Source organism: Streptomyces sp. NPDC002835 (assembly GCF_053591995.1).
Map to the genome: position 1 here is coordinate 1 of NZ_JBSFUW010000056.1, position 23935 is coordinate 23935.

Below are 23935 nucleotides of genomic sequence, written 5' to 3' on the forward strand. Positions count from 1 at the left end.
GGGGCGGTGGCCGTACGGCCACCGCCCCACACCGCTTCCACGGTGTCGCCCGACGCAGCTTGACGCAGGCACCGGCAGTCGGTTGCATACGTTCTGTGATCGCGCACCGGGCTCCAAAAGCACCTTCCCGCACGACCCTCCGGGCCCGAGGAGTCACGCCGTGGACCCGGTGATCGTGGTCGGCGCCGGCCCGGTCGGACTCGCACTCTCCCTCGCCCTCGCAGCGCAGGGCGTCCCCTCCGTCGTACTCGACGAGACCAACGGGAAACCCGAACCCCGCCCCGCCCGCACCGTCGTGCTCCGCCCGGACACCGCGGACCTGGTGGAGCGGCTCGGCTGTGGAACCGTGCACGACGAGGGCGTGCGGTGGACCGGCTGGCGGTCGATGCTGCGCAAGCAGGACCTGCGGCAGCTGCCCCTCGGCGAAGGCCGGGGCGACGACGAGGCCGAAAGCGAAGGCCCGGCCGCACCACTGCACATCCCCCAGCACAGTCTCGCCCGCGGCCTGCGCGAGGCCGCCGGGGAGCACCGGCTCGTACGGCTGGTCACCGACAGCCGCCTCGACTCGCTGGAGCAGGACGCCGGAGGAGTCGGCGTGCACACCAGGGGACCTTCGGCCACTTGGTGGCGCGGGAGTCACCTTGTGGGGTGCGACGGCGCACGGTCGACGGTCCGCAAGCTCCTCGGCATCCGCTTCCCGGGGCGTACGGCGGTGGAACGTCACGCCGTGGCCGCGCTGCGCACCGAACTGCCCTGGCCCGGCGAAGCGTTGCTGCACCGTCAGCCGCCGTGGAGCTCGGGCGGCGCCGAGATCACCGCGCGCCCGCTCCCGGACGGCGTCTGGCGGCTGGACTGGCTTCTGCCGCCCCGCGGCGAACTGGTCACGCCCGAGGCCCTGGTGGCGCGGATCCGCGACACCCTGACCGGCTGGTGCGGCCAGGCCCCGCCGTACGAACTGCTCGACACCGGCGTCCACACCCTCCACCACCGGCTCGCCCGGCGCTGGCGCGTGGACCGCGCCTTCCTCGCCGGAGACGCGGCCCATCTGATGGGGGCCGTCGGCACCCAGGGGCTCGACGAAGGTCTGCGGGACGTGGACAACCTGGCGTGGAAGCTGGCACAGGCGTGGCACCACGGCGCATCGGAAACACTCCTCGACAGCTACCAGGCGGAGCGGCGCACCGCTGTCGCCGCGCGGCTGCGCGCCGCCGATCAGTCGCTGCCGATACTGCGCAGCGGCGGCGGACTACGCATGTACCTGCCGGGGGCCGCCCGGGAGCACGACGCGATGCTCACCGACGCTCATCTGGGGCAGGGCGCGCTCGGAGCTCCGCCAATCTACGCGCACTCCCCTCTGACACCGGCGCCCACCGGCCCGCCGGCCCTCAGCGGTGCGGGGCCGGGCTCGCCGGTCGACGACGTACGGGTCACGGCTCCCGACGGCACCTCGGCCCGGCTGCGGGACCGACTGGGGCAGGGACGGCTGCTCGTCGTACTGGTGGCACCGGGCACCGGAGTGTGGGACCGGCGGCACTGGGTCGGGGCGGGCGTCATGCCCCGGCTGGCGACCGCCGTGTCCGGCCTTCCGGTCCAGGCCGAGCTGCTGGTGACGGAGAGCTACCCGGGCGCCTCCGCGCACACCGTGCTCCTGGTCCGTCCGGACGGGCACCTGGTGGCCGCCTTCGCGGGAGTCCGGCCTGCGGAACTGCACACCGCCGCGGACATCGCCCGAGGAGGCGCGCCGGCTCCGGAAGGATCCGAACGCACGGCCGACGCCGGGACCTGACCGCCTCGCGCTCTCGCGAGCGAGCCCGGTAGTGAACCGACGTCCAGTAACCCGCCTCGTCCAAGGCGGCAGGCACACCGGTCCCCGCTCGACCGGTCGGTCCGCCGACCAGCCCGCCCCGTCACCGCCCACCGGTCAGTCCGCCGATCAGGCGGTCCGCCGGTCCGGCCACCCCGACCGATCCGGTCCGCCGATCCGCCGGGCAACCAGCCACCCGGCCGGTCCGACCGGTCAAGGCCGACCGCGCCCGCCGTCAGGGCGGCCGACGCCTAGTAGCCCGCCTCGTCCAAGTCCGTCGTGTCCTCGCCCTCTTCCTCCAGGGCGCGTCTGACCACCCGCAGGGCCATGCCCTCCGGGTACCCCTTGCGGGCGAGCATCCCGGCCAGGCGGCGCATGCGGCGGTCCCGGTCGAGGCCTCTGGTGGAGCGCAGTTTGCGCGCCACCAGCTCGCGGGCGGTCGCCTCTTCCTGGTCGGAATCGAGCTGCCCCACGGCCTCGTCGATGAGCGCGGAGTCCACGCCCTTGGTCCGCAGCTCCCGGGCCAGGGCCCGCCGGGCGAGGCCCCGGCCGTGGTGCCGGGACTCCACCCACGCGTCGGCGAAGGCGGCGTCGTTGATCAGTCCCACGTCCTCGAAACGGGAGAGGATCTCCTCGGCCACCTCCGAGGGGATCTCCCGTTTGTGCAGCGCGTCCGCGAGTTGTTTGCGGGTGCGCGGGGTCCCGGTGAGCAGGCGCAGGCAGATGGCTCGCGCCCGCTCCGCCGGGTCCCTGGGCGACAGCTCCTTCTCGGCCCTCGACGAGTCGGGGCTGTCACCCGGCCATTCGGTACGCCGGGCGGCCATGTGCTACCCCTTGGCCGCCGCCGTCTTGGCCGCCTTCGCCTTGGAGGCGGGCGCGGGCACCGACTTCGCGGCGTCGTCGGCAGCCGGCGCCGCGACGGCCGCGTCCGGACCGGGCTCCGCCGCGGGGGCCTCGGGCGGCCTGACGCCCACGCCGAGCTTCTCCTTGATCTTCTTCTCGATCTCGTTGGCGAGATCGGGGTTGTCCTTCAGGAAGTTACGGGCGTTCTCCTTGCCCTGGCCGAGCTGGTCGCCCTCGTACGTGTACCAGGCGCCGGCCTTGCGGACGAAGCCGTGCTCCACGCCCATGTCGATCAGGCCGCCCTCACGGCTGATGCCGTGGCCGTAGAGGATGTCGAACTCGGCCTGCTTGAAGGGCGGCGCGACCTTGTTCTTGACGACCTTGACGCGGGTGCGGTTGCCGACCGCGTCCGTGCCGTCCTTGAGGGTCTCGATACGGCGGATGTCCAGACGCACGGAGGCGTAGAACTTCAGCGCCCGGCCACCGGTCGTGGTCTCCGGGGAGCCGAACATCACACCGATCTTCTCGCGGAGCTGGTTGATGAAGATCGCGGTGGTCTTGGACTGGTTGAGCGCACTGGTGATCTTCCGGAGCGCCTGGCTCATCAGCCGAGCCTGCAGACCCACGTGCGAGTCGCCCATCTCGCCCTCGATCTCCGCCCTGGGCACCAGGGCCGCGACGGAGTCGATGACGATCAGGTCGAGCGCGCCCGAGCGGACGAGCATGTCGACGATCTCGAGGGCCTGCTCGCCGTTGTCCGGCTGGGACAGGATCAGGTTGTCGATGTCGACGCCGAGCTTCTTCGCGTACTCGGGGTCGAGGGCGTGCTCCGCGTCCACGAAGGCCACCGCGCCGCCCGCCTTCTGGGCGTTGGCCACGGCGTGCAGCGTGAGGGTCGTCTTACCGGAGGACTCCGGTCCGTACACCTCCACCACACGCCCGCGCGGCAGGCCGCCGACGCCGAGGGCGACGTCGAGGGCGGTCGACCCGGTGGGGATGACCTCGATCGGCTCGTTCGGCCGCTCGCCGAGCCGCATCACGGCGCCCTTGCCGAATTGCCGTTCAATCTGTGCGAGCGCGGCGTCGAGCGCCTTCTCGCGGTCGGTTCCTGCCATGGGTTCCACCCGATTTGCTTGTGTCGATCGCTTCACGTCAAAGACGCTAACCCCTGCCACTGACAATGGGCCCCGACGTCCGGTCGGCCTGTGGATAACTCGTGGGTACGAGGGCCGGAATCCCATAAGAATGGATGTTCGATTTTACTGTCAAGCGCACCACGCGGCACCCCGCGACCCGGTCGTACACCGGCCCCTGGGTCAGGCCCCCGCGTCCGTCTGCGGAGGCACGGCCGGCCCGCCCGATGCAGTGGGGGACGCCGGCGGCGCGGACGGCTTGGGCGGCACGGGCGGCACGGGCGGCACGGGCGGCACGGGCGGGAGCAGCCTGGAGTCGCCCTGGAGTGCGCTGCGCATCCGCGCGAGCACCCGACGGCCGCCGCGCCTGCGGTGACCCTGGACCCGGGGGTCGTCGGTGACGGTGTACCGCTTCACGTACGCGCCGAGGAACGCCTGGAGGGTCGCGACCGCCGGGATCGCGATGAGCGCCCCCACCGCGCCCAGCAGGGCGGTCCCCGCGACGACCGAGCCGAAGGCCACCGCCGGGTGGATGTCGACCGTCCTGGCGGTGAGCTTCGGCTGCAGCACGTAGTTCTCGAACTGCTGGTAGACCACGACGAAGCCCAGCACCCACAGCGCGTACCAGGGGTCGATGGTGAACGAGATCAGCATCGGCAGCGCGCCCGCCAGATAGGTGCCGATCGTCGGGATGAACTGCGAGACGAGCCCGACCCACACCGCCAGCGCCGGGGCGTACGGCACCCCGAGGATCTCCAGCAGGATGTAGTGGGCGACTCCGGAGATCAGCGCCATCAGCCCGCGCGAGTAGAGGTACCCGCCCGTCTTGTCGACCGCGATCTCCCAGGCCCGCAGCACCTCGGTCTGCTTGGCCGGGGGCAGCACGGAACACAGCGCACGGCGCAGCCGGGGCCCGTCTGCCGCGAAGTAGAACGAGAACAGGAAGATCGTCAGCACCTTGAACAGCCCGCCGAGCACGGTGGCGGACACGTCCAGCACACCGCTCGCGCTGTTTTCGACGTAGTCCCGCAGCCAGTCGGAGCGCAGCAGACTGTCCTGGACCTCCACCCGGGACAGCTCGGTGTGGAAGGTGTCGTTGATCCAGCGGATGACCGAGTCGAGGTACTGGGGGAAGTCCTCGACCATCTGGACGATCTGGCCGGCCAGCATCGAGCCGAGCAGGACGACGAATCCGATACCGGCGGCCAGCACCCCGAAGAAGACCAGGAAGGTGGCGAAGCCCCGGCGGATGCCGCGGGCGGCCATCCGCCCCACCGCGGGCTCGATCGCGAGCGCCAGGAAGAAGGCGATCAGGATGTTGAGCAGGAGGCTGGTGAGCTCGTGAAAGGCCCAGCTGCCGAGCTGGAAGCAGGCGTAGAGGGCCAGCGCCAGGACCAGGGCGCGCGGCAGCCAGCGCGGCATCCGGGCCGGAATGCCGCCGTCGGCCCCCGAACCGGGGGGCGGCGAGGCCGGCGGCGGGTTGGGCGCCGCGGTGCCCTGTGCGGGGATCCCCACTGCGGCCTCGTCCGACACGGCCACGTCCGGCGTGGCCCTCTCGTCAGCGGTCATGTCCTCAGCGGTTCCCGTCCTGTGGGTCTCGTGGTGCGCGGTCGCGCGTGCAGTCCGTCCCGGTCCGAAACGGTCCGATCCGAACAGTCGGGTCTGAAACGGTCGGGTCCGGGCATGGTCAGTCGGAAATGGTCGGGCTTGGGGAGGCCGGCAGCGGTCGAGCCCAGGCGGTCCCACCTGAGGCCGCCCGTCCGGAGCGGGCTACCCCCTCCGAAACGGCCGGCCCCGTCCGAAGCAGACCGGTCCGGTCCGCCGCAGGCCGTCGTTCCGTAGCCGGCACCCCCGGCCGGCCACCGGCCCAGTGTGGCTCACCGCGGTGACCGCAGGCCGTCTTTCCGGTGTCTCCCCGCTCGGCCCCGGCGTCCCAGCGCTCGCCCCGCCCCGCGTCTCACCGCTTGTCCGCAGGGACGTCCATGGCCGCGCAGACGGCCCGCCACACGTCCTTCGCATCCCAGCCCGCGGCCAGTGCCTCATGGATCGTACGGCCGCCCAGTTCGGCCATCACATGGTCCCGCGCGAAGGAGTCCGCGTACGCCGCACCGAAGTGGTCCGCCATGCGCTGCCAGAAAATCGTCAACCGCATGCCATCAGTATCCCGCTCCTGAGAGTGCAGCCCTGCCCGTCCTCCTTGCTGAAAGCATTTTCCGCTCTACGGTCGGAACATGGCTGGAAACGGAGCAACCCCTGACCCCTCCCCCGCGTCCGCGTCGGCACTGGAGCGCGCCGAGCACTTCATCTGGCTGACGGCCCGGGTGCTCGAGCAGCGGCGCTTCGCCTACCACTTCCTCGGCGGCAGCTCCGACGCGGTGGAAACGGCGCTGACCGCGTATCTCAACGAGGACGGCGGTTACGGCCACGCCCTCGAACCGGACCTGCGCGGCCCGGTCAGTCAACCCCTGCACACAGGGCACGCACTGCGCGTGCTCGACTCCATCGGCCGCTGCGGCGGGCTGCGGGTGGAGCGGATGTGCCGCTACCTCACGGACGTGTCCACAAAAGAGGGCGCGCTGCCGGCCGTTCACCCCTCTCAGCGGGCCTACCCGTCGGCTCCGTTCCTGCCGATCCTCGACGACCCGCCGAGCGAGCTGCTCGCGACGGGCCCGGTGGTCGGTCTGCTGCACCGCAACGAGGTGTGGCACGCGTGGCTGTTCCGGGCCACCGACTTCTGCTGGTCCGCGGTGGACGCGATCGAGAAGTCGCACCCGTACGAGATCGAGGCGGCGATCGCCTTCCTCGACGGCGCACCGGACCGGCCGCGCGCGCAGGCCGCGGCGGACCGGCTGGGCCGGATCGTGCGCGAGCAGCGGCTCGTCGCCCTGGACCCGGAGCACCTCGACGAGCAGCCCGTGGCCGCCGGATACGCGCCGGGCGAACACCACTTCGCGCACGACTACGCCCCGACGCCGGAGTCGCTGGCCCGCCGCTGGTTCACCGACGAGGAGATGGCCCGTTCCCTGGAGCACCTGGCGGGTGAGCAGCGCGAGGACGGCGGGTGGCCCATCACCTGGCGGGAATGGGCACCCGGCACCGCTCTGGAGTCCCGGCCGATCGTGACGATCGAGGCGCTGCGGACCCTCCAGGCGCACGGTCACCCCATCGGGTGACACCGCTGCCGGTCCGCCGAGCGCCTCCTCGTCACGAGACGGCTGGGCGGCCGTCCGGTCAGCCGCCCAGCGCCCGCACCCCCGCCGTCACGGCCACGGCGGCCCCCACGATCACCAGGAAGGGCGCGCGCAGCAGCAGCGCCACGGCGGCTGCGGCGAGCCCGGCGGCCCGGGCGTCGAGGGTCAGCGCCTGGCCGGTGCTGAAGGTCTGCTGTGCGGTCAGCGCCGCCAGCAGGGCGACCGGCAACAGGGCCGCCAGGCGCCGCACGAGAGGCCGCTCGAGCGTCCCGGCCGGGACGAGCAGCCCGGCCAGCTTGACGAGGTAGCAGCCGACCGCCGTGGCGGCGATCGCGATCCAGATGCTCACCGGTTCCGGTCCTTCCTGTTCGTACGACGCGTCCCGTCCGTACGCCGCGTCCCGCCGGCGCCCTCACCGATCGCGCGCCCCTTGAGCCACAGCACCGCGGGGGCGGCGAGCGCCGCGACGAGCACCGGCACCCCGGCGGGCAGCACGGGCAGGAAGCCGAGCCCGAGCAGCACCGCGAGCGCGCCCACGGCCCGCTCCGTGGCCGTGCGCAGCATCGGCGCGAGCAGTGCCAGGAAGACCGCCGGGCCGGCCGCGTCCAGACCCCAGGCGTTCGTGTCGCCGAGGGCCTCGGCGCCGAGCGCGCCGAGGAGCGTGGTCAGGTTCCACAGCACGTAGAGCGTCACGCCGGTGACCGTGAAGCCGATCCGTACGCTGCGCCGCGTGGGCTGCGCGAGGGCGACGGCGGTGGTCTCGTCGATGACCCAGTGCGCGGCGAGCGGCCGCACGAGGCGGGGCAGGGCGAGGAGCTGCGACAGCCGCAGCCCGTAGAAGGCGTTGCGCACCCCGAGGAAGAAGGCGCCGGCCACGGCGGCGAGCGGATTGCCCCCGGCGGCGATCGCGCCGACGAGTGCGAACTGCGACGCGCCGGTGAACACGAGCAGGCTGAGCGCGCAGGTCTGCAGGAGCGTCAGGCCGGCCCCGGCCGAGGTCACGCCGAAGGCGAAGCCGGACAGGCCGACGGCTATGCCGACACCGAGTGCGTCCCTGACGACGGCCGAGTCCGGCTTCTCGGTCGGCTGCGCCGCGTCCGCCTCCTTGGTCGAGCCGTCCTCGGCGCCGCGCGAAGCACCCCCGGACCCGCCCGGGGCGCCCGCGGACGGCCCGTCGCCGGGCCGGGTCCGCTGCCGGGGCGCCGCGGACGCGTCCCCCCGCTCCGGCGGGGGCCCGGAAACGGACGCCGCGAGAATCACGGACGGCGCCGCGCCCCCGGGGACCTCCCCGGCGGCCATGTCTGATCGAGCTGTCTGTTCTGCCACGCCAGGGACGTTACGCAGGGCTCCCGCCTGCGGTCTTGTACGTTCTTGCGCGCTCCCGCCGGTACGCCCCGGGCGGCACGCCGACGATCCGGGTGAAGTGACGGTTCAGATGCGGCTGGTCGGTGAACCCGACCGCGACGGCCGCCTCGGCCGGGGTCGTGCCGGCGTCGAGGAGGTGGCGGGCGCGCCGCACGCGCGCGTCCGTGAGCCAGGTGTGCGGCGGCAGCCCGTAGGCGGCCTTGAAGGCGCGCAGCAGCGCGAACGGGCCGACGCCGAGCCGCTGCGCGAGCTCCTCCAGGGACGGCGGATCCGCCATCCGCTCCTCCAGGAACTGCTTCGCGGCCGCCGCGGTCCGGGCGCCGGCGGCCGGGGGCGTACGGACCGGAAGAGAGCGCCCGTGGCGGCGCAGCAGGGTGGCGACGGTGATGCGCAGGGCGCTGTCCGCGGCGAGGGCGTTGCCCGCCTCCGCCGCGCGGTGCACCTCGTGCACGAGCCGGGCGGTGTGCGGGTCCTCGACGATCGTCTCGGCGAAACCGGCCGTGCCGCGCAGGCTCGTCGTCTCCTCCGCGATCGTGGCGACGAGCTCCGAGGACGGGTAGAGGGTGGAGTACACCCAGCCCTCGGGGACACCGGCCCTGGCGGAGTGCGGCACCTCCGGGTTGATCATGACGACGGTGCCGGGTCGGGCCCGTACGGTCCCCTCGGGCAGAAACACGTCCTCGATTCCGCGCCGGACGGCGCCGAAGACGAACCCCTCGTGGCTGTGCCGGGGGAAGGAATGGCGCACATAGCGCGCCTGCAGCAGGTCGAGGCCGGGCACGCCCGGGTACTGCCAGTGCCGCGCCCACTCGCCCTTCGTGTCCGGCGCCGGATCCTTCTCCATACAGCCATTCTGCTCCCGCCCCCGCCGGACACGACGTGGGCGTCCGCGCCCTGGACACACCGCCGACCCGCGTTGTCAGTGGTCGGGTGCACGATGGTGGGCATGGCTCGGACTGCGCTCGACTCCTTCTCCCCCGCGACCCGCGGTTGGTTCTCGGGGGCCTTCCACGCGCCCACCGCGGCCCAGGAGGGAGCGTGGAAGGCCATCGGCGAGGGCTCGGACGTACTGGTGGTGGCGCCGACGGGCTCCGGCAAGACGCTGGCCGCGTTCCTGGCCTCTCTCGACCGCCTGGCGTCCACTCCCCCGCCGGCGGAGGCGAGGAAGCGCTGCCGCGTGCTGTACGTGTCACCGCTGAAGGCCCTCGCGGTGGACGTGGAGCGCAATCTCCGCAGCCCGCTCACCGGCATCCGGCAGGAGTCGGTGCGGCTGGGCCTGCCCGAGCCCGAGGTGCGGGTCGGCATCCGCTCGGGCGACACCCCCGCCGCGGAGCGACGCTCGCTGGTGACCAGGCCGCCGGACATCCTGATCACCACCCCCGAGTCCCTGTTCCTGATGCTCACCTCGGCCGCCAGGGACGCGCTGTCGGGTGTCGAGACGGTGATCCTCGACGAGGTCCACGCCGTGGCGGGCACCAAGAGGGGCGCGCACCTCGCCGTGTCCCTGGAGCGCCTCGACGAGCTGCTGCCCCGCCCCGCCCGCAGGATCGGCCTGTCGGCGACGGTCCGCCCGGTGGACGAGGTCGCCCGCTATCTGTCGCCGCAGCGCCGGGTCGAGATCGTCCAGCCGCCGTCGGGCAAGGAGTTCGACCTCTCGGTGGTCGTCCCGGTGGAGGACCTGGGCGAGCTCGGCGGCTCCCCCGCGTCCGACGCCGGCGGCGGGGTCGCGGAGAAGCCGTCGATCTGGCCGCATGTCGAGGAGCGCATCGCCGACCTCGTCCAGGCCCACCGTTCCACGATCGTCTTCGCCAACTCCCGCCGCCTGGCCGAGCGGCTGTGCAACCGCCTCAACGAGATCGCGTACGAGCGGGCCACCGGCGCCCCCATGCCGCAGGACGCGTCGCCGGCGGAGATCATGGCGCAGTCCGGTGCGGCGCAGGGCGCCCCGCCGCTGCTCGCCCGCGCCCACCACGGCTCGGTCTCCAAGGAGCAGCGGGCTCTCGTCGAGGAGGACCTGAAGGCGGGCCGGCTGCCCGCGGTCGTCGCCACCTCCAGCCTCGAACTGGGCATCGACATGGGCGCGGTGGACCTGGTCGTGCAAGTCGAGTCCCCGCCGTCCGTCGCCTCCGGCCTGCAGCGGGTGGGCCGCGCGGGGCACCAGGTGGGCGCGGTCTCGACGGGCGTCGTCTTCCCCAAGTACCGGGGCGACCTGGTGCAGGCGGCGGTGGTCACCGAGCGGATGCGTACGGGCTCCATCGAGTCGCTGCGCATCCCGTCGAACCCGCTGGACGTGCTCGCCCAGCAGCTGGTCGCGATGGTCGCCCTGGACAGCTGGCAGTTCGACGACCTGCTGACGCTGGTGCGCCGGGCAGCGCCGTTCGCCTCACTGCCCGAGTCCGCGTTCACCGCCGTCCTCGACATGCTGGCCGGCCGCTATCCGTCCGACGCGTTCGCCGAGCTGCGCCCTCGCGTGGTGTGGGACCGGGTGGCGGGCACGGTCACGGGCCGGCCCGGGGCGCAGCGCCTGGCCGTCACCTCCGGCGGCACCATCCCGGACCGCGGCCTCTTCGGCGTCTTCCTCGCCGGAGCCGACCCCAAGAAGGGCGCCGGCCGGGTCGGAGAGCTCGACGAGGAGATGGTCTACGAGTCACGGGTGGGCGATGTCTTCACCCTGGGCACCACCTCGTGGCGGATCGAGGACATCACCCGCGACCGGGTGCTGGTGTCCCCGGCCCCCGGTGTCCCCGGGCGGCTCCCCTTCTGGAAGGGCGACCAGCTGGGCCGCCCCCTGGAACTCGGCCGCGCGGTCGGCGCCTTCCTGCGCGAGGTCGGCGGCCTGCCGGCCGAGGACGGCCGGCTGCGCCTGCTCGCCGCCGGTCTGGACGCCTGGGCGGCGGACAACGTGCTGGCCTATCTGGACGAGCAGCGCCGGGCCTGCGGCCATGTGCCCGACGACCGCACGATCCTGGTGGAGCGCTTCCGCGACGAGCTGGGCGACTGGCGGGTCGTGATCCATTCCCCGTTCGGCGCCCAGGTGCACGCGCCGTGGGCGCTCGCGCTGGGCGCCCGGCTCGCCGAGCGGTACGGCATGGACGCACAGGTGATGCACGCCGACGACGGCATCGTGCTGCGGCTCCCCGACGCCGACCTGATGGGGCTGGACCTGCTCGACCAGGACCCGGCCCCGCTCGATGCGCCGTTCGACAGCGAGCAGGCTCCGGTCGGCGCCGCGGACGCCGTCTTCGACAAGGGCGAGATCAATCAGATCGTGACCGACCAGGTCGGCGGCTCCGCCCTGTTCGCCGCCCGGTTCCGCGAGTGCGCCGCCCGCGCGCTGCTGCTGCCGCGCCGCAGTCCCGGCAAGCGGACGCCGCTGTGGCAGCAGCGCCAGCGGGCGGCCCAACTGCTTCAGGTCGCAAGCGAGTTCGGCTCATTCCCGATCGTCCTGGAAGCGGTCCGCGAATGCCTCCAGGACGTGTTCGACGTCCCCGGCCTCACCGAGCTGATGGGGGACATCGAGTCGCGCCGCGTCCGCCTGGTCGAGGTCACGACCCCCGAGCCGTCCCCGTTCGCCCGCTCGCTGCTGTTCGGCTATGTCGCCCAGTTCCTCTACGAGGGCGACTCCCCGCTCGCCGAGCGGCGGGCGGCCGCCCTGTCCCTGGACTCCCGCCTGCTGTCCGAGCTGCTCGGCCAGGCGGAGCTGAGGGAGCTGCTGGACGCGGAGGTGCTCACCGAGCTGGAGCGGGAGCTGCAGTGGCTGACCGAGGACCGGCGGATCAAGGACGCCGAGGGTGTGGCCGACCTGCTGCGCGTACTGGGCCCGCTGACGGACGCGGAGCTCGTCGAGCGGGGCGGTGATCCGGCCTGGCCCCAGGAGCTCGCCGCGTCCCGCCGCGCCATCCGGGTCCGCATCGCGGGCGCCGACCACTGGGCGGCGGTCGAGGACGCGGGGCGGCTGCGCGACGCGCTGGGCACAGCGCTGCCCGTGGGCGTCCCGGAGGCGTTCACCGAGCCGGTGAAGGACCCGTTCGGCGACCTCCTCGCCCGGTTCGCGCGGACGCACGGCCCGTTCACCTCCGCCCAGGCCGCCGCCCGCTTCGGACTCGGCACGGCGGTCACCGACGGCGGCCTGCAGCGGCTCGCCGCGAGCGGCCGGGTCGTGCAGGGCGAGTTCCATCCGGCGGGCATCGGCCAGGAATGGTGCGACGCGGGCGTGCTGCGCCGCCTGCGCAGACGTTCCCTGGCCGCGCTCCGCCACGAGCTGGAGCCCGTGCCGCCCGCCGCGCTCGCCTCGTTCCTGCCCGAGTGGCAGCACCTGGGCAGCAACAGCCTGCGCGGCATCGACGGCCTGGCCCGCGCCGTCGAGCAGCTCCAGGGCGCCTCGGTGCCGGCCTCGGCCCTGGAGAAGCTGATCCTGCCGTCCCGCGTCGCGCACTACAGCGGCACCCTGCTCGACGAACTGACCACGACCGGTGAGGTGGTGTGGGCCGGTGCCGGCGCCCTGCCCGGCAAGGACGGCTGGGTCTCCCTGTATCTGGCCGATGCCGCGCCCCTGCTACTGCCGCCCCCGCACCCGCTGGAGCTGACGGCGCTGCACGAATCGGTGCTCACCGCCCTCTCCGGCGGCTACGGCCTGTTCTTCCGCCAGATCGCCGACCAGGTGCGGGCGACCACCCACCTGGACGTCACCGATCCGCAGCTGGCGGACGCCGTGTGGGACCTCGCCTGGTCCGGCCGGCTCACCAACGACACCCTGGCGCCGCTGCGCGCCCTGCTCGGCTCGGGCCGCACGGCGGGGTCCACCGCCCATCGCGCCAGACGTACCGTCCCCCGCGGCCGGTACGGCGGCCTCACGGCCGCGGCCCGCCCCGCCTCCCGCACGGGCCCTCCCACGGTGAGCGGCCGCTGGTCGCTGCTGCCCGCCCTCGAACCGGAGCCGACGCACCGGGCGCACGCGCTGGCCCGGACCCTGCTGGACCGCCACGGCGTGGTGACGAGGGGCGCGGTCGCGGCAGAGGGCGTCGAGGGCGGCTTCTCCGCGACGTACCGCATCCTCTCCGCCTTCGAGGACAGCGGCCAGGCGCGCCGGGGTTACGTCGTCGAGGGGCTGGGGGCCGCGCAGTTCGCGATGGACGGCGCGGTCGACCGCCTGCGCGCGGCGTCCACGGCACGGGACCGTTCGGAGGGCGGGGCGCCCCGCGCGGTGGTGCTGGCGGCCGCCGATCCGGCCAACGCGTACGGCGCCGCGCTGCCCTGGCCGGAGCCACCGGAGGGCGCCGGACACAAGCCCGGCCGCAAGGCGGGCTCCCTCGTGGTCCTGGTCGACGGCGAGCTGACGCTGTACATGGAGCGCGGCGGCAAGACCCTGCTGGCGTGGGCCACCGACCCCGAGTCGCCGGCGCTGCACGCGGCGGCGGCCGCCCTCGCCGCCGCGGCCCGCGAGGGCTCGCTCGGCACGGTCACGGTGGAGCGGGCCAACGGGACCCCGGCCCTGACGGCACCCTTCGCCCGCGCCCTGGAGACGGCCGGTTTCCATGCCACGCCGAGGGGACTGCGCCTGCGCCCGTGACCGGCCCGCACCACCTCCGGCCACCGCCGCCGCTGCCCCTGTCGCGGCATCATGGATGCCATGCCTGAAGGAGACACCGTCTGGCTGACCGCCCACCGTCTGCACACGGCGCTGGCCGGTCAGGTCCTGACGCGTTTCGACCTTCGCGTCCCCCGCTTCGCCACGGCGGACCTGACGGGCCGCACCGTCCTGGACGTGACTCCGCGCGGCAAGCATCTCCTCACCCGGTTCGAGGGCGGCCTGACCCTGCACTCGCATCTGAAGATGGACGGCTCCTGGCGGGTGTACGAGAGCGGTGCCCGCTGGGACGGCGGGCCGGCCCACCAGATCCGCGCGGTCCTCGGCAACGCCGCGCACACCGCCGTCGGCTACCGCCTCCCCGTCCTCGAACTGCTCCGCACCGCCGACGAGGACCAGGCGGTCGGCCATCTCGGACCGGACCTGCTCGGCCCCGACTGGGACCCCGCCAGAGCGGCGGCGAACCTGCTCGCCGACCCGGCCCGCCCCCTCGGCGAGGCCCTCCTCGACCAGCGCAACCTCGCCGGCATCGGCAATGTCTACAAGTCCGAGCTGGCGTTCCTCGCCCGCGTCACCCCCTGGCTGCCGGTCGGTGAACTGCCCGCCGGGGTGCCCGAGCGGCTGGTGGCCACCGCGCAGCGCCTGCTCGAGGCCAACAAGCGGCGCTTCGACCGGCGCACCATGACCAGCGGCCGCCATCCGGCCCAGAAGCTGTACGTCTACGGCCGCGAGGGCCGCCCCTGCCCCCGCTGCGGCACGCCCGTACGCAAGGCCGACCAGGGCGACGGCAGCCGAGAGCGCCCGACCTACTGGTGCCCGCGCTGCCAGTCCGGCCCCACCGGCCGCCCGCAGCCGGGTTGACCGCGGCACTCAAGACCGGCATCGCTCAAGCAGCACTCACGACCACAGCGCCCACGAACGCACACCGATTGACGCTCCGTCAGATCCGGTCGTACGGTCCCTCCATGGCCCCTCGGCGTACGACCTCACCGGCCGCACCGCCTTCGTCACCGGCGCGGCCGGCGGCATCGGCCGGGCCTGCGCCGTTCTGCTGGCCGAGGCCGGCGCCCGGGTCCACTGCGCCGACGTGGACGCGACCGGCCTGCGCGGGACCAGGACCCTGATCGAGACGGCCGGGGGCAGCGCCGCCACCCACACCGTGCTCCATCTGGCCTGTGACGCCTCGTCGTTCATGACGGGTCAGATATTCCGTCCGAACGGGGGCGTCGTGATGCCCTGGTAGCGCGGGCCGCCGTCGCGTGCACCGGAAGCAGGCTCAGGCCCCAGCCTCCCGCGGCCACCGCCCCTTCGACGACACCCGAGTGCTCCGGGACCAGGGCGAGCCGCAGCACCGCCCACCACCACAGCCCGCCCACCACGAGCCCGAACAGGACAACGGGCACCAGGACCGCCCCGCGTACCGCCATGGCTGCCTCCTCGGGCCCACGCTAGTGCGACGTGACAGACCGCTGGGAGGGCGCGCGGTTGGGCGATCCGGCGCGCACGGACCCCGGTTGCACGCTCGGCGTCATGCACTCTCCGCCTGGAACATCCAGGCGTGCTTCTCGAGGTCGGCCGTGAGCTGGATCAGGATGTCCTGGCTCACGGGGTCCGGCTGATCGGTGACCTCGATGCGCTCCCGCATCCGCCCGATGACCGCTCCGAGGCCGTCGACCATGGTCCGTACGACGTCGACGTCCTTGATCCAGCCCTCGGGCACTGAGCCGAACGCGCTCTGCGCCGCCACCGTCGCGGCCCGCCCGTCCGGCGTCACACCGATCGCGGAGCAGCGCTCTGCGACCGTGTCGGAGTGCTGCCGCGCCGTGTCGACGACCTCGTCGAGCTGGAGGTGCACGGACCTGAAGCGGGGGCCGACCACGTTCCAGTGCACCTGCTTGGCGACCAGGCCGAGGTCCACCAGATCGACCAGAGCGCCCCTGAGTGCCTCCCCGACGGTCTTGAGGTCCGCATCGGACAGAGTGCTCTTCACGACAGACATGCACGTCCTCCACTCGGTTCGCGACTACCGTCCACGATTACACAACTACCCAAAAGGGTCATCCGGGGACGGAAGCGCAAGCTAAAGGCCCCGGCCGGTACTCGAGTACCGGCCGGGGCCCGTGGCAAACCAAGCCGTGCTGAATCGTGCAGTGCCTACGGATCAGGCGGCGACGACGTCGACCGCTTCCGCGGGCGCCTTGATCGTCACCCGCTCCGTCGGCACACCTGCCACCGACGTCACGGAGACGGAGCCCAGCATCGGGCGTACCGGCGCGGGCACCGGTTCGGCGGCTGCTGCCGACTCGGCCAGTTCGGCCAGTGACAGCTCGTCGCTCACTTCACGCATGAGCTCGGACATCCGTACGTCAAGCGCGTCGCAGATGGCGGAGAGCAGCTCGGAGGATGCCTCCTTCTGCCCCCGCTCCACCTCGGATAGATAGCCGAGCGAAACTCGGGCGGACGAGGAGACTTCGCGCAGAGTACGGCCCTGGCGCTGGCGCTGCCGACGCAGCACGTCACCAAGCAGGCGACGGAGCAGAATCATCGGTGGCTCCCTCCTCGGACCGCGTAGCCGCATCCTTCACGCCCCACCGTACCGCCTTGCGCCGCGGCCGTGCGGGGAGCGATGTCGTGTTCACTCAGGGCTGCAAACATCAATTCCCCCCGTTCTGTTCCGTATCCTGTGCGCGCGCGTTCCCGTGCAGTTCGTCACGGAGCAGGTCGAGCACGCTCCGTACGCTCTCTCTACGGATTTCCCCGCGGTCGCCGTTCAACCTCAATGCGGCCACTTTCCCGATGCCCGCAGGACCCGCGACCGCCACATATACCGTCCCGACGGCCTGTCCGTCCTGCGGTTCGGGCCCGGCGACCCCCGTGGTGGCCACGCCCCAGTCCGCGCCCAGTACGTCCCGTACCCCTGCCGCCATCTGCGCGGCGACCTGCGGGTCCACCGCTCCGCGGGCCGCCAGGAGGTCCGCGTCGACGCCCAGAACATCCCTCTTGAGGGTGGTGGCGTAAGCCGTGACGGACCCGCGGAAGGATTTCGAGGCACCGGGCACCGAGGTGAGCTCCGCGGCCACCAGACCGCCCGTGAGGGACTCCGCGACGGCCAGCGTCTGGCCACGCTCCGCAAGGAGGGTCAGCACCGTCGCAGCTCCGGTCACCGCTGGGAACCCGGCGCCTTCCGCTCCGACTCGATCCCCTGGCGCCTCAGCACGATCGCCTGCCGCACGTAGTCGAGGGCGGTGACGACGGTGAGGACCACGGCGAGGGCCATCACCCAGAACCGCAGGGTCGCCAGCGGCCCGGTCAGCGCGAGCACGTACATGCCGACCGCGGTGCCCTGGGCGAGGGTCTTCATCTTGCCGCCGCGACTGGCCGGAATCACTCCGTGCCTGATCACCCAGAACCGCATGAGCGTGATCCCGAGCTCACGGAAGAGGATGATGCCGGTCACCCACCACGGGAGGTCGCCGAGGGCGGAGAGGCTGATCAGCCCGGCCGCCATGATCGCCTTGTCGGCGATCGGGTCCGCGATCTTCCCGAAGTCGGTGACCAGGTTGTACGTGCGGGCCAGGTGCCCGTCGAAAATGTCCGTGATCATGGCGACGGCGAAGGCCGCCCAGGCCCATGCCCGCCAGGCCGGGTCGTAGCCGCCGTCCTGGAGCAGCAGCAGCACGAAGGCCGGCACCAGCACGAGCCGCACCATGGTCAGGATGTTGGCGATGTTCCACAGGCTGGCCTGATTCACGGCCGCAGCGCCCAGCTTGCCGCCGGGCGCCGGCCTCCCGGTCCCGCCCGCCGCGGATGCCGGCACTCCGGTCATCTGCCCGCCTCCTCGTCAGGAGTCCGGGGGCCGGCCCCCAGGACCTCGCAGTACTCGGCCACCAGGTCGACGCCCTCGGTGCCCACGACCTTCGCCACGACCATACGGCCGGGCTCCAGGCCCTCGGCGGAGGTGAACACGACCTGCCCGTCGGTCTCCGGCGCCTGGTGGGCGGCGCGGCCCACGGCGCCGTCCTCGCCGTCCACGGACTCCACCAGCACCTCGAGGCGCTCGCCCAGACGCTCCTCCGCGCGCTGCGCGGTGAGCTCGTCGGCGATCCGCGACAGATGCTCCAGGCGCTCCGCGACGACGTCGGCGTCCAGCTTGTTGTCGTAGGTGACGGCTTCGGTGCCCTCTTCGTCGCTGTACCCGAAGACGCCGATGGCATCCAGGCGCGCCGCCGTGAGGAAGCGTTCGAGCTCGGCGAAGTCCGCCTCGCTCTCGCCGGGGAAGCCGACGATGAAGTTCGAGCGCACACCCGCCTGCGGGGCCTTGTTCCGGATGGTCTCCAGCAGTTCGAGGAACCGCTCGGTGTCGCCGAAGCGCCGCATGGCCCGCAGCACACCGGGCGCGGAGTGCTGGAACGAGAGGTCGAAGTAGGGCGCGACCTTCGGGGTGGAGGTGAGGACGTCGATCAGGCCGGGCCGCATCTCGGCGGGCTGCAGATAGCTGACCCGGACCCGCTCGATGCCGTCGACGGCCGCCAGCTCCGGCAGCAGCGTCTCCAGCAGGCGGATGTCGCCGAGGTCCTTGCCGTACGAGGTGTTGTTCTCGGAGACCAGCATGACCTCCTTGACACCCTGCTCGGCCAGCCAGCGCGTCTCCCCCAGCACGTCGCTCGGGCGGCGCGAGATGAAGGAGCCGCGGAAGGACGGGATGGCGCAGAACGTGCAGCGCCGGTCGCAGCCCGAGGCGAGCTTCACGGAGGCCACCGGGCTGCTGCCGAGGCGGCGGCGCAGCGGCGCCCGCGGCCCGGAGACCGGGGCGACGCCTTCCGGCAGGTCCTCGGGCGCCGGCGCGGCGTCTCCGTGGCCGGGCAGGGCCACATCGGTGGCGTCCTGCCGCTCGACGGGGCTCAGCGGCAGCAGCTTGCGCCGGTCGCGGGGGGTGTGGGCGGCGTGCGTGCCGCCGCTGAGGATGGTCTGCAGGCGGTCGGAGATGTCGGCGTAGTCGTCGAAGCCGAGCACACCGTCCGCCTCGGGCAGTGCCTCGGCGAGGTCCTTGCCGTACCGCTCGGCCATGCAGCCCACGGCCACGACGGCCTGGGTTCTGCCGTGATCCTTGAGGTCGCCTGCTTCGAGCAGGGCGTCGACGGAGTCCTTCTTGGCGGCTTCGACGAATCCGCAGGTGTTGACCACGGCGACGTCGGCGTCGGAGGCGTCCTCGACGAGCTCCCAGCCGTCCGCTGCCAAGCGGCCTGCAAGCTCCTCCGAGTCCACCTCGTTACGGGCGCATCCGAGAGTGACAAGGGCGACGGTACGGCGTTCGGGCATGGGCTCAAGACTACTTTGTCCCGGCCCGGGCCCCGGCCGCGAGGGTCGGGGCCGTCCGTACGCCGCCGCGGGGGTCAGCCGACCTCCGGGTCACCCTTCGTGTAGGAGAGCCGTTCGACGCCGCCCATCTGGAATTCGTCCTCGACCTTCTTGCCGTTCACGAACAGCTCGATCGCCCCGGCGTTGCCGAGGATCAGGTCGACGCGCTCGTCGTCCTGGAAGGTCTTGGTCTCGCCCTTGAGCAGCAGTCCGTCGAAGAGCAGTTTGCCGTTGTGCGACTTGGCGGAGATCCAGCTCTTGTCACTGGTGGCGGAGAGCTTGACCGTGACCTTGTCCTTCGGGACGGCCGCGATGGCGCTCTCGGTCGGGTCGGGCTTCGGATCGGAGGGCTTGGTCGTCGGGGCCTCGGTCGGGGTGGGGTCGATGTCCGCCGGGCCCTCGGCGACATTGGCGCTGCCGTTCTCTCCGTCGCTGAAGAGGGTGAAGCCGGCGAAGCCGACCACGGCGACGATCGCGGCGACCATGGCCGCCGTCCAGTTCGGGCGGCGCCGCTCGGGACGGATGCGCTCGGCTTCGAACAGCGGGGCGGCGGGGGTCGGCGCGGGACGGCCGCCGTGCTCGTCGTCGTACTGCGCGACGAGCGGTTCGGGATCGAGTCCTACGGCGCGGGCGATCATGCGGATGTGCCCGCGGGCGTACACGTCGCCGCCGGAGCGGGAGAAGTCGTCCTCCTCGATGGCATGCACGATGGGGATGCGCACCCGGGTGGAGGTACTGACCTCGTCGACGGTCAGGCCTGCGCCGACACGCGCCTGCTGGAGCGCGTGGCCGATCGAAGGCCGGTCGTCCTCAATTGAAGGCCGGTCGTCTTCGGGGGAGTTGCCGATGGACACGGGGGCGCCTTTCGAGCGTGTAGCCACCTGCTGGAGGTTCAGTCTATGGGTGGTACGAAAGGGTGGGGCAACCGGGCGTGGGGCTTTGTACGCCATCGGAATGGACCTGTGATCCGGGGGGTGGGGACATCTGTACATCCCTCCCTCCAACTTGACGTACGGCCAAGGGAAACGGTTGCTCCCCCAACCCTTACGAGTGAGTCTCTCCGCGAATCACGGCGAGCACTCCATCCAGTTCGTCCGGTTTCACGAGAACGTCACGGGCCTTGGACCCCTCGCTCGGTCCGACGATGTTCCTCGACTCCATGAGGTCCATCAGCCGGCCGGCCTTCGCGAAGCCCACGCGCAGCTTGCGCTGCAGCATCGACGTCGAGCCGAACTGGGTGGAGACGACCAGCTCGGCGGCCTGGCAGAGGAGGTCGAGCTCGTCGCCGATGTCCTCGTCGATCTCCTTCTTCTGCTTGGTGCCGACCACCACGTCGTCCCGGAAGACGGGGGCCATCTGGTCCTTGCAGTGCTGGACGACGACGGCCACCTCCTCCTCGGTGACGAATGCGCCCTGCATACGGGTGGGCTTGTTGGCGCCCATCGGCAGAAAGAGGCCGTCGCCCTTGCCGATCAGCTTCTCGGCTCCCGGCTGGTCGAGGATGACCCGGCTGTCGGCCAGGGACGACGTGGCGAACGCCAGGCGGGAGGGCACGTTCGCCTTGATCAGGCCGGTGACGACGTCGACCGAGGGCCGCTGCGTCGCCAGTACCAGATGGATGCCGGCCGCGCGCGCCAGCTGTGTGATGCGCACGATCGCGTCCTCGACGTCACGCGGCGCCACCATCATCAGGTCGGCGAGTTCGTCGACGATGACCAGGAGGTACGGGTACGGCTGGAGCTCGCGCTCGCTCCCCTCGGGCGGCTTGACCTTGCCGTTGCGGACGGCCTGGTTGAAGTCGTCGATGTGCCGGTAGCCGTACGCGGCGAGGTCGTCGTAGCGCAGGTCCATCTCGCGCACCACCCACTGCAGGGCCTCCGCGGCCCGCTTGGGGTTGGTGATGATCGGCGTGATCAGGTGCGGAATGCCCTCGTAGGCGGTGAGCTCGACCCGCTTGGGGTCGACCAGCACCATCCGGACGTCCTCCGGTGTCGCTCTTATCATCACGGAGGTGATCAGGCAGTTGATGCACGACGACTTGCCGGAGCCGGTGGCGCCGGCGACCAGGACGTGCGGCATCTTCGCCAGGTTGGCCATCACGTAGCCGCCCTCGACGTCCTTGCCGAGCGCGACCAGCATCGGGTGGTCGTCCTCCGCGGCGTCCGCGAGGCGCAGGACGTCGCCGAGGTTGACCATCTCGCGGTCGGTGTTCGGGATCTCGATGCCGACGGCGGACTTGCCGGGGATCGGCGAGATGATCCGGACGTCCGGGCTGGCGACCGCGTACGCGATGTTCTTGGTCAGGGCCGTGATGCGCTCGACCTTCACCGCCGGGCCGAGCTCGACCTCGTAGCGGGTGACCGTGGGGCCGCGGGTGAAGCCGGTGACGGCCGCGTCCACCTTGAACTCGGTGAACACGGTGGTCAGCGAGGCGACGACCGCGTCGTTGGCGGCGCTGCGGGTCTTGCCGGGTCCGCCTCGCTCGAGCAGGTCGAGCGAGGGCAGCGCGTAGGTGATGTCGCCGGAGAGCTGGAGCTGCTCGGCCCTGGGCGGCAGGTCCTTGGGCTGTTCGCGGACCGGCTTGGTCAGGTCGGGCACGGCGCCCTTCGCCGCGGGGGCCCGCTCCTCGCGGTCCGCGGCCTCGGGCTCCCGCGCGGTCGGCACGGGCGTGGCGGCGCGCCGGCGCTCCGCGGTGACGTCGCGCGTCAGGTCGGCGACGAGCGGCGAGGGCGGCATGCCGTTCAGCACGGCTCCGTCCAGGGCGGCCGCCGCGGCCGCGGCGACGTCCACGGCGTCCATCTCCCGGCCGAGGGCCGGCTGGACGGAGGGCCGGCGCGGTCGGCGGCGCCTGGCGAGGGCCTCCGCCTCCGCGGTGTCCGGGTCGGCGTCCACGGGGGCCGTGCGGCGTCCGGAACGGCGCGGCGCGGCGGGCAGGGCCTCGCGCCACTGCTCCTCGTACCGCTCGTCGTCGTCTCCGGCCGCGGCGTCGGAGTCGACGTCGTGCCGGGGCTCGATGATGCCGAGTCTGGAGCCGAGCAGCCGCAGGCGCTGCGGAACGGCGTTGACGGGTGTGGCGGTGACGACGAGGAGGCCGAAGACGGTGAGCAGCACCAGCAGCGGTACCGCGAGCACCTCGCCCATGGCGAAGATCAGCGGCTTGGACACGGCCCAGCCGATGAGGCCGCCCGCGTCCTGGATCGCTTCGGTGCCCTCGCCGCGGCCGGGTGAGCCGCAGGCGATGTGGACCTGGCCGAGTACGCCGATGACGAGCGCGGAAAGGCCGATGACGACGCGGCCGTTGGCCTCCGGCCGTTCGGGATAGAGGATCAGCCGCACCGCGACCGCGCCCAGCAGTATCGGCGCGAGCAGATCGAGCCGGCCGAAGGCGCCGGTGATCAGCATCTCGACGAGATCGCCGACCGGGCCGCGCAGATTCGACCAGGTGCCCGCCGCGACGATCAGGGCCAGGCCGAGCAGCAGCAGCGCCAGGCCGTCCTTGCGGTGTGCCGGGTCCAGTCCCTTGGCGCCGCGCCCTATGCCGCGGAACATCGCCCCGACGGCGTGCGCGAGACCCAGCCAGAGGGCGCGCACCAAGCGGTACACGCCCCCGGTGGGGGACGGTGCGGGCTTCGGCGGGGCCGCCTTCTTGGCCGCTGCCTTCTTCGCGGGCGCTTTCCTGGGAGGCGCCGCCTTCTTGGCGGCGGCCTTCTTGGCAGGCGCCGCCTTCTTCGCGGCGCCGGTCGTACGGCCGGCGCGCGGCTTCGCGGTGCCCGCCGTGCCCTGGGAACCCTTGCCGGACGTACGTGAGGCCATGGTGGTGAGGTTACCGGTGGAGACGGCAGGGGACACGTGTGCCCACTGCTTCACCCGTTCGTGTCGTAGCCGATGTGCCGGAAAACTGACGCGCCCTCAAGCGGCGGGCGGCGCCCCGGACGTACCCGTCTAGCTCTGCGACGGGAGCGTCTGGGAGCTGCCGCCCGTGCCGGGCTCCAGGGCGTCAAGAGCCCTGCGCAGCCCGGTGAGTTTGCGCTCGAGGTGGGCGGCCGTCGCCACGGCCGCGGCATCCGCCGAGTCGTCGTCGAGCTGCTTGGAGAGCGCCTCCGCCTGCTCCTCGACGGCGGCGAGGCGGGCGGACAGCTCGGCGAGGAGGCCCGCGGGCTCGCGGCCGGCGCCGGTTTCCGACTGGTTGCCGCCCTCGAGCTGGAGCCGCAGCAGCGCCGCCTGCTCGCGCAGTTGGCAGTTCTTCATGTAGAGCTCGACGAAGACCGACACCTTGGCGCGCAGCACCCACGGGTCGAACGGCTTGGAGATGTAGTCCACCGCACCGGCCGCGTAACCACGGAAGGTGTGGTGGGGGCCGTGGTTGATCGCCGTCAGGAAGATGATCGGGATGTCCCTGGTCCGCTCCCGGCGCTTGATGTGCGCGGCGGTCTCGAAACCGTCCATCCCGGGCATCTGAACGTCCAGCAGAATGACCGCGAAGTCATCCGTCAGCAGCGCCTTGAGCGCTTCCTCCCCTGACGATGCCCGCACCAGCGTCTGATCGAGCGCGGAGAGGATGGCCTCCAGCGCAAGCAGATTCTCCGGCCTGTCATCGACCAGGAGGATCTTGGCCTTCTGCACCATGCCCCGTCCTCCTCGCCCCGGCATGGGG

20 protein-coding genes and 1 pseudogene are annotated in these 23935 nt (G+C 72.5%); 5 read left to right on the forward strand and 16 right to left on the reverse strand.

The window, feature by feature from the left end; translation table 11 throughout:
- Nucleotides 1–160: 160 nt before the first annotated feature.
- Nucleotides 161–1786, forward strand: coding sequence for an FAD-dependent monooxygenase (locus ACWD01_RS34465; protein ID WP_451167540.1), 1626 nt, complete (start codon nucleotides 161–163; stop codon nucleotides 1784–1786).
- A gap of 269 nt (nucleotides 1787–2055) precedes the next feature.
- Here ACWD01_RS34465 and recX read toward each other — a convergent pair whose 3' ends face one another.
- From recX to ACWD01_RS34485, 4 genes are all read right to left on the reverse strand, one after another.
- Nucleotides 2056–2628, reverse strand: a complete 573-nt coding sequence (recX, locus tag ACWD01_RS34470; RefSeq protein ID WP_451167542.1) for a recombination regulator RecX — start codon at nucleotides 2626–2628, stop codon at nucleotides 2056–2058.
- 3 nt (nucleotides 2629–2631) lie between these two features.
- Nucleotides 2632–3762 (reverse strand): recombinase RecA, encoded by a 1131-nt coding sequence (recA, locus tag ACWD01_RS34475; RefSeq protein WP_451167544.1) that lies wholly within the window; start codon nucleotides 3760–3762, stop codon nucleotides 2632–2634.
- Between the two features lie 201 nt (nucleotides 3763–3963).
- Entirely contained in the window at nucleotides 3964–5202 is a 1239-nt protein-coding gene (locus ACWD01_RS34480) for an AI-2E family transporter (RefSeq protein WP_451167578.1), read from the reverse strand.
- A 535-nt stretch (nucleotides 5203–5737) separates the two neighbouring features.
- A complete protein-coding gene (locus ACWD01_RS34485) occupies nucleotides 5738–5932 on the reverse strand; it encodes a DUF3046 domain-containing protein (RefSeq protein ID WP_451167546.1) in 195 nt (64 codons plus the stop codon).
- Nucleotides 5933–6011: 79 nt separating this feature from the next.
- On the opposite strand from ACWD01_RS34485, the gene ACWD01_RS34490 reads away from it, so the two are divergent.
- Entirely contained in the window at nucleotides 6012–6953 is a 942-nt protein-coding gene (locus tag ACWD01_RS34490; RefSeq protein ID WP_451167547.1) for a hypothetical protein, read from the forward strand.
- Nucleotides 6954–7011: 58 nt separating this feature from the next.
- On the opposite strand, the gene ACWD01_RS34495 is transcribed toward ACWD01_RS34490, so the two are convergent.
- Genes ACWD01_RS34495 through ACWD01_RS34505 form a run of 3 tightly spaced genes read right to left on the reverse strand, consistent with a single transcriptional unit; the run spans nucleotide 7012 to nucleotide 9180 of the window.
- The gene (locus tag ACWD01_RS34495; protein WP_451167549.1) at nucleotides 7012–7320 is read right to left on the reverse strand and encodes an AzlD domain-containing protein; all 309 of its coding nucleotides are present in this window, start codon (nucleotides 7318–7320) and stop codon (nucleotides 7012–7014) included.
- Nucleotides 7317–8297 (reverse strand): AzlC family ABC transporter permease, encoded by a 981-nt coding sequence (locus ACWD01_RS34500; protein ID WP_451167551.1) that lies wholly within the window; start codon nucleotides 8295–8297, stop codon nucleotides 7317–7319. Before ACWD01_RS34500 ends, ACWD01_RS34495 begins: the two co-directional genes overlap by 4 nt.
- A gap of 10 nt (nucleotides 8298–8307) precedes the next feature.
- Nucleotides 8308–9180: an AraC family ligand binding domain-containing protein gene (locus tag ACWD01_RS34505; RefSeq protein ID WP_451167553.1), complete on the reverse strand. Its 873-nt coding sequence runs from the start codon at nucleotides 9178–9180 to the stop codon at nucleotides 8308–8310.
- 102 nt (nucleotides 9181–9282) lie between these two features.
- Here ACWD01_RS34505 and ACWD01_RS34510 point away from each other — a divergent pair, with 102 nt between their 5' ends.
- The 3 genes and pseudogenes from ACWD01_RS34510 to ACWD01_RS34520 form a co-directional block, all read left to right on the forward strand.
- Nucleotides 9283–13905, forward strand: a complete 4623-nt coding sequence (locus tag ACWD01_RS34510) for an ATP-dependent helicase (RefSeq protein ID WP_451167555.1) — start codon at nucleotides 9283–9285, stop codon at nucleotides 13903–13905.
- Nucleotides 13906–13965: 60 nt separating this feature from the next.
- A complete protein-coding gene (locus ACWD01_RS34515) occupies nucleotides 13966–14784 on the forward strand; it encodes an Fpg/Nei family DNA glycosylase (RefSeq protein WP_451167557.1) in 819 nt (272 codons plus the stop codon).
- A 67-nt stretch (nucleotides 14785–14851) separates the two neighbouring features.
- Nucleotides 14852–15079 (forward strand): annotated as a pseudogene (locus ACWD01_RS34520) (SDR family NAD(P)-dependent oxidoreductase); the annotation flags it as partial.
- 34 nt (nucleotides 15080–15113) lie between these two features.
- Here ACWD01_RS34520 and ACWD01_RS34525 read toward each other — a convergent pair.
- The 9 genes from ACWD01_RS34525 to ACWD01_RS34565 all read right to left on the reverse strand — a co-directional run bounded on the left by ACWD01_RS34525 (nucleotide 15114) and on the right by ACWD01_RS34565 (nucleotide 23907).
- Complete coding sequence (locus ACWD01_RS34525) at nucleotides 15114–15350, reverse strand: hypothetical protein (protein ID WP_451167559.1); 237 nt, start codon at nucleotides 15348–15350, stop codon at nucleotides 15114–15116.
- A gap of 101 nt (nucleotides 15351–15451) precedes the next feature.
- Complete coding sequence (locus tag ACWD01_RS34530; protein ID WP_451167561.1) at nucleotides 15452–15922, reverse strand: Dps family protein; 471 nt, start codon at nucleotides 15920–15922, stop codon at nucleotides 15452–15454.
- A gap of 162 nt (nucleotides 15923–16084) precedes the next feature.
- Nucleotides 16085–16468 carry a helix-turn-helix domain-containing protein gene (locus ACWD01_RS34535; RefSeq protein WP_366708027.1) on the reverse strand — a complete coding sequence of 128 codons (384 nt, stop codon included), beginning with the start codon at nucleotides 16466–16468 and terminating at the stop codon, nucleotides 16085–16087.
- Between the two features lie 109 nt (nucleotides 16469–16577).
- Complete coding sequence (locus ACWD01_RS34540; protein WP_451167564.1) at nucleotides 16578–17087, reverse strand: CinA family protein; 510 nt, start codon at nucleotides 17085–17087, stop codon at nucleotides 16578–16580.
- Nucleotides 17084–17749, reverse strand: coding sequence for a CDP-diacylglycerol--glycerol-3-phosphate 3-phosphatidyltransferase (gene pgsA, locus ACWD01_RS34545; RefSeq protein ID WP_356899430.1), 666 nt, complete (start codon nucleotides 17747–17749; stop codon nucleotides 17084–17086). The genes ACWD01_RS34540 and pgsA overlap by 4 nt, the downstream gene beginning before the upstream one ends.
- Complete coding sequence (gene rimO / locus ACWD01_RS34550) at nucleotides 17746–19242, reverse strand: 30S ribosomal protein S12 methylthiotransferase RimO (RefSeq protein WP_451167566.1); 1497 nt, start codon at nucleotides 19240–19242, stop codon at nucleotides 17746–17748. Before rimO ends, pgsA begins: the two co-directional genes overlap by 4 nt.
- A gap of 74 nt (nucleotides 19243–19316) precedes the next feature.
- Nucleotides 19317–20135 (reverse strand): helix-turn-helix domain-containing protein, encoded by an 819-nt coding sequence (locus ACWD01_RS34555; RefSeq protein WP_451167568.1) that lies wholly within the window; start codon nucleotides 20133–20135, stop codon nucleotides 19317–19319.
- A 190-nt stretch (nucleotides 20136–20325) separates the two neighbouring features.
- The gene (locus ACWD01_RS34560; RefSeq protein WP_451167570.1) at nucleotides 20326–23094 is read right to left on the reverse strand and encodes a DNA translocase FtsK; all 2769 of its coding nucleotides are present in this window, start codon (nucleotides 23092–23094) and stop codon (nucleotides 20326–20328) included.
- A gap of 129 nt (nucleotides 23095–23223) precedes the next feature.
- Nucleotides 23224–23907, reverse strand: coding sequence for a response regulator (locus ACWD01_RS34565; protein ID WP_451167572.1), 684 nt, complete (start codon nucleotides 23905–23907; stop codon nucleotides 23224–23226).
- Between the last annotated feature and the right edge of the window lie 28 nt (nucleotides 23908–23935).

Excerpts from the sequence above, each read along its gene's own strand:
- recX (WP_451167542.1), bottom strand. The coding sequence starts at position 2,628 with ATGGCCGCCCGGCGTACCGAATGGCCGGGTGACAGCCCCGACTCGTCG.
- recA (WP_451167544.1), bottom strand. The coding sequence starts at position 3,762 with ATGGCAGGAACCGACCGCGAGAAGGCGCTCGACGCCGCGCTCGCACAG.
- ACWD01_RS34480 (WP_451167578.1), bottom strand. The coding sequence starts at position 5,202 with ATGCCGCGCTGGCTGCCGCGCGCCCTGGTCCTGGCGCTGGCCCTCTAC.
- ACWD01_RS34485 (WP_451167546.1), bottom strand. The coding sequence starts at position 5,932 with ATGCGGTTGACGATTTTCTGGCAGCGCATGGCGGACCACTTCGGTGCG.
- ACWD01_RS34490 (WP_451167547.1), top strand. The coding sequence starts at position 6,012 with ATGGCTGGAAACGGAGCAACCCCTGACCCCTCCCCCGCGTCCGCGTCG.
- ACWD01_RS34505 (WP_451167553.1), bottom strand. The coding sequence starts at position 9,180 with ATGGAGAAGGATCCGGCGCCGGACACGAAGGGCGAGTGGGCGCGGCAC.
- ACWD01_RS34510 (WP_451167555.1), top strand. The coding sequence starts at position 9,283 with ATGGCTCGGACTGCGCTCGACTCCTTCTCCCCCGCGACCCGCGGTTGG.
- ACWD01_RS34515 (WP_451167557.1), top strand. The coding sequence starts at position 13,966 with ATGCCTGAAGGAGACACCGTCTGGCTGACCGCCCACCGTCTGCACACG.
- ACWD01_RS34525 (WP_451167559.1), bottom strand. The coding sequence starts at position 15,350 with ATGGCGGTACGCGGGGCGGTCCTGGTGCCCGTTGTCCTGTTCGGGCTC.
- ACWD01_RS34530 (WP_451167561.1), bottom strand. The coding sequence starts at position 15,922 with ATGTCTGTCGTGAAGAGCACTCTGTCCGATGCGGACCTCAAGACCGTC.
- ACWD01_RS34535 (WP_366708027.1), bottom strand. The coding sequence starts at position 16,468 with ATGATTCTGCTCCGTCGCCTGCTTGGTGACGTGCTGCGTCGGCAGCGC.
- pgsA (WP_356899430.1), bottom strand. The coding sequence starts at position 17,749 with ATGACCGGAGTGCCGGCATCCGCGGCGGGCGGGACCGGGAGGCCGGCG.
- rimO (WP_451167566.1), bottom strand. The coding sequence starts at position 19,242 with ATGCCCGAACGCCGTACCGTCGCCCTTGTCACTCTCGGATGCGCCCGT.
- ACWD01_RS34560 (WP_451167570.1), bottom strand. The coding sequence starts at position 23,094 with ATGGCCTCACGTACGTCCGGCAAGGGTTCCCAGGGCACGGCGGGCACC.
- ACWD01_RS34565 (WP_451167572.1), bottom strand. The coding sequence starts at position 23,907 with ATGGTGCAGAAGGCCAAGATCCTCCTGGTCGATGACAGGCCGGAGAAT.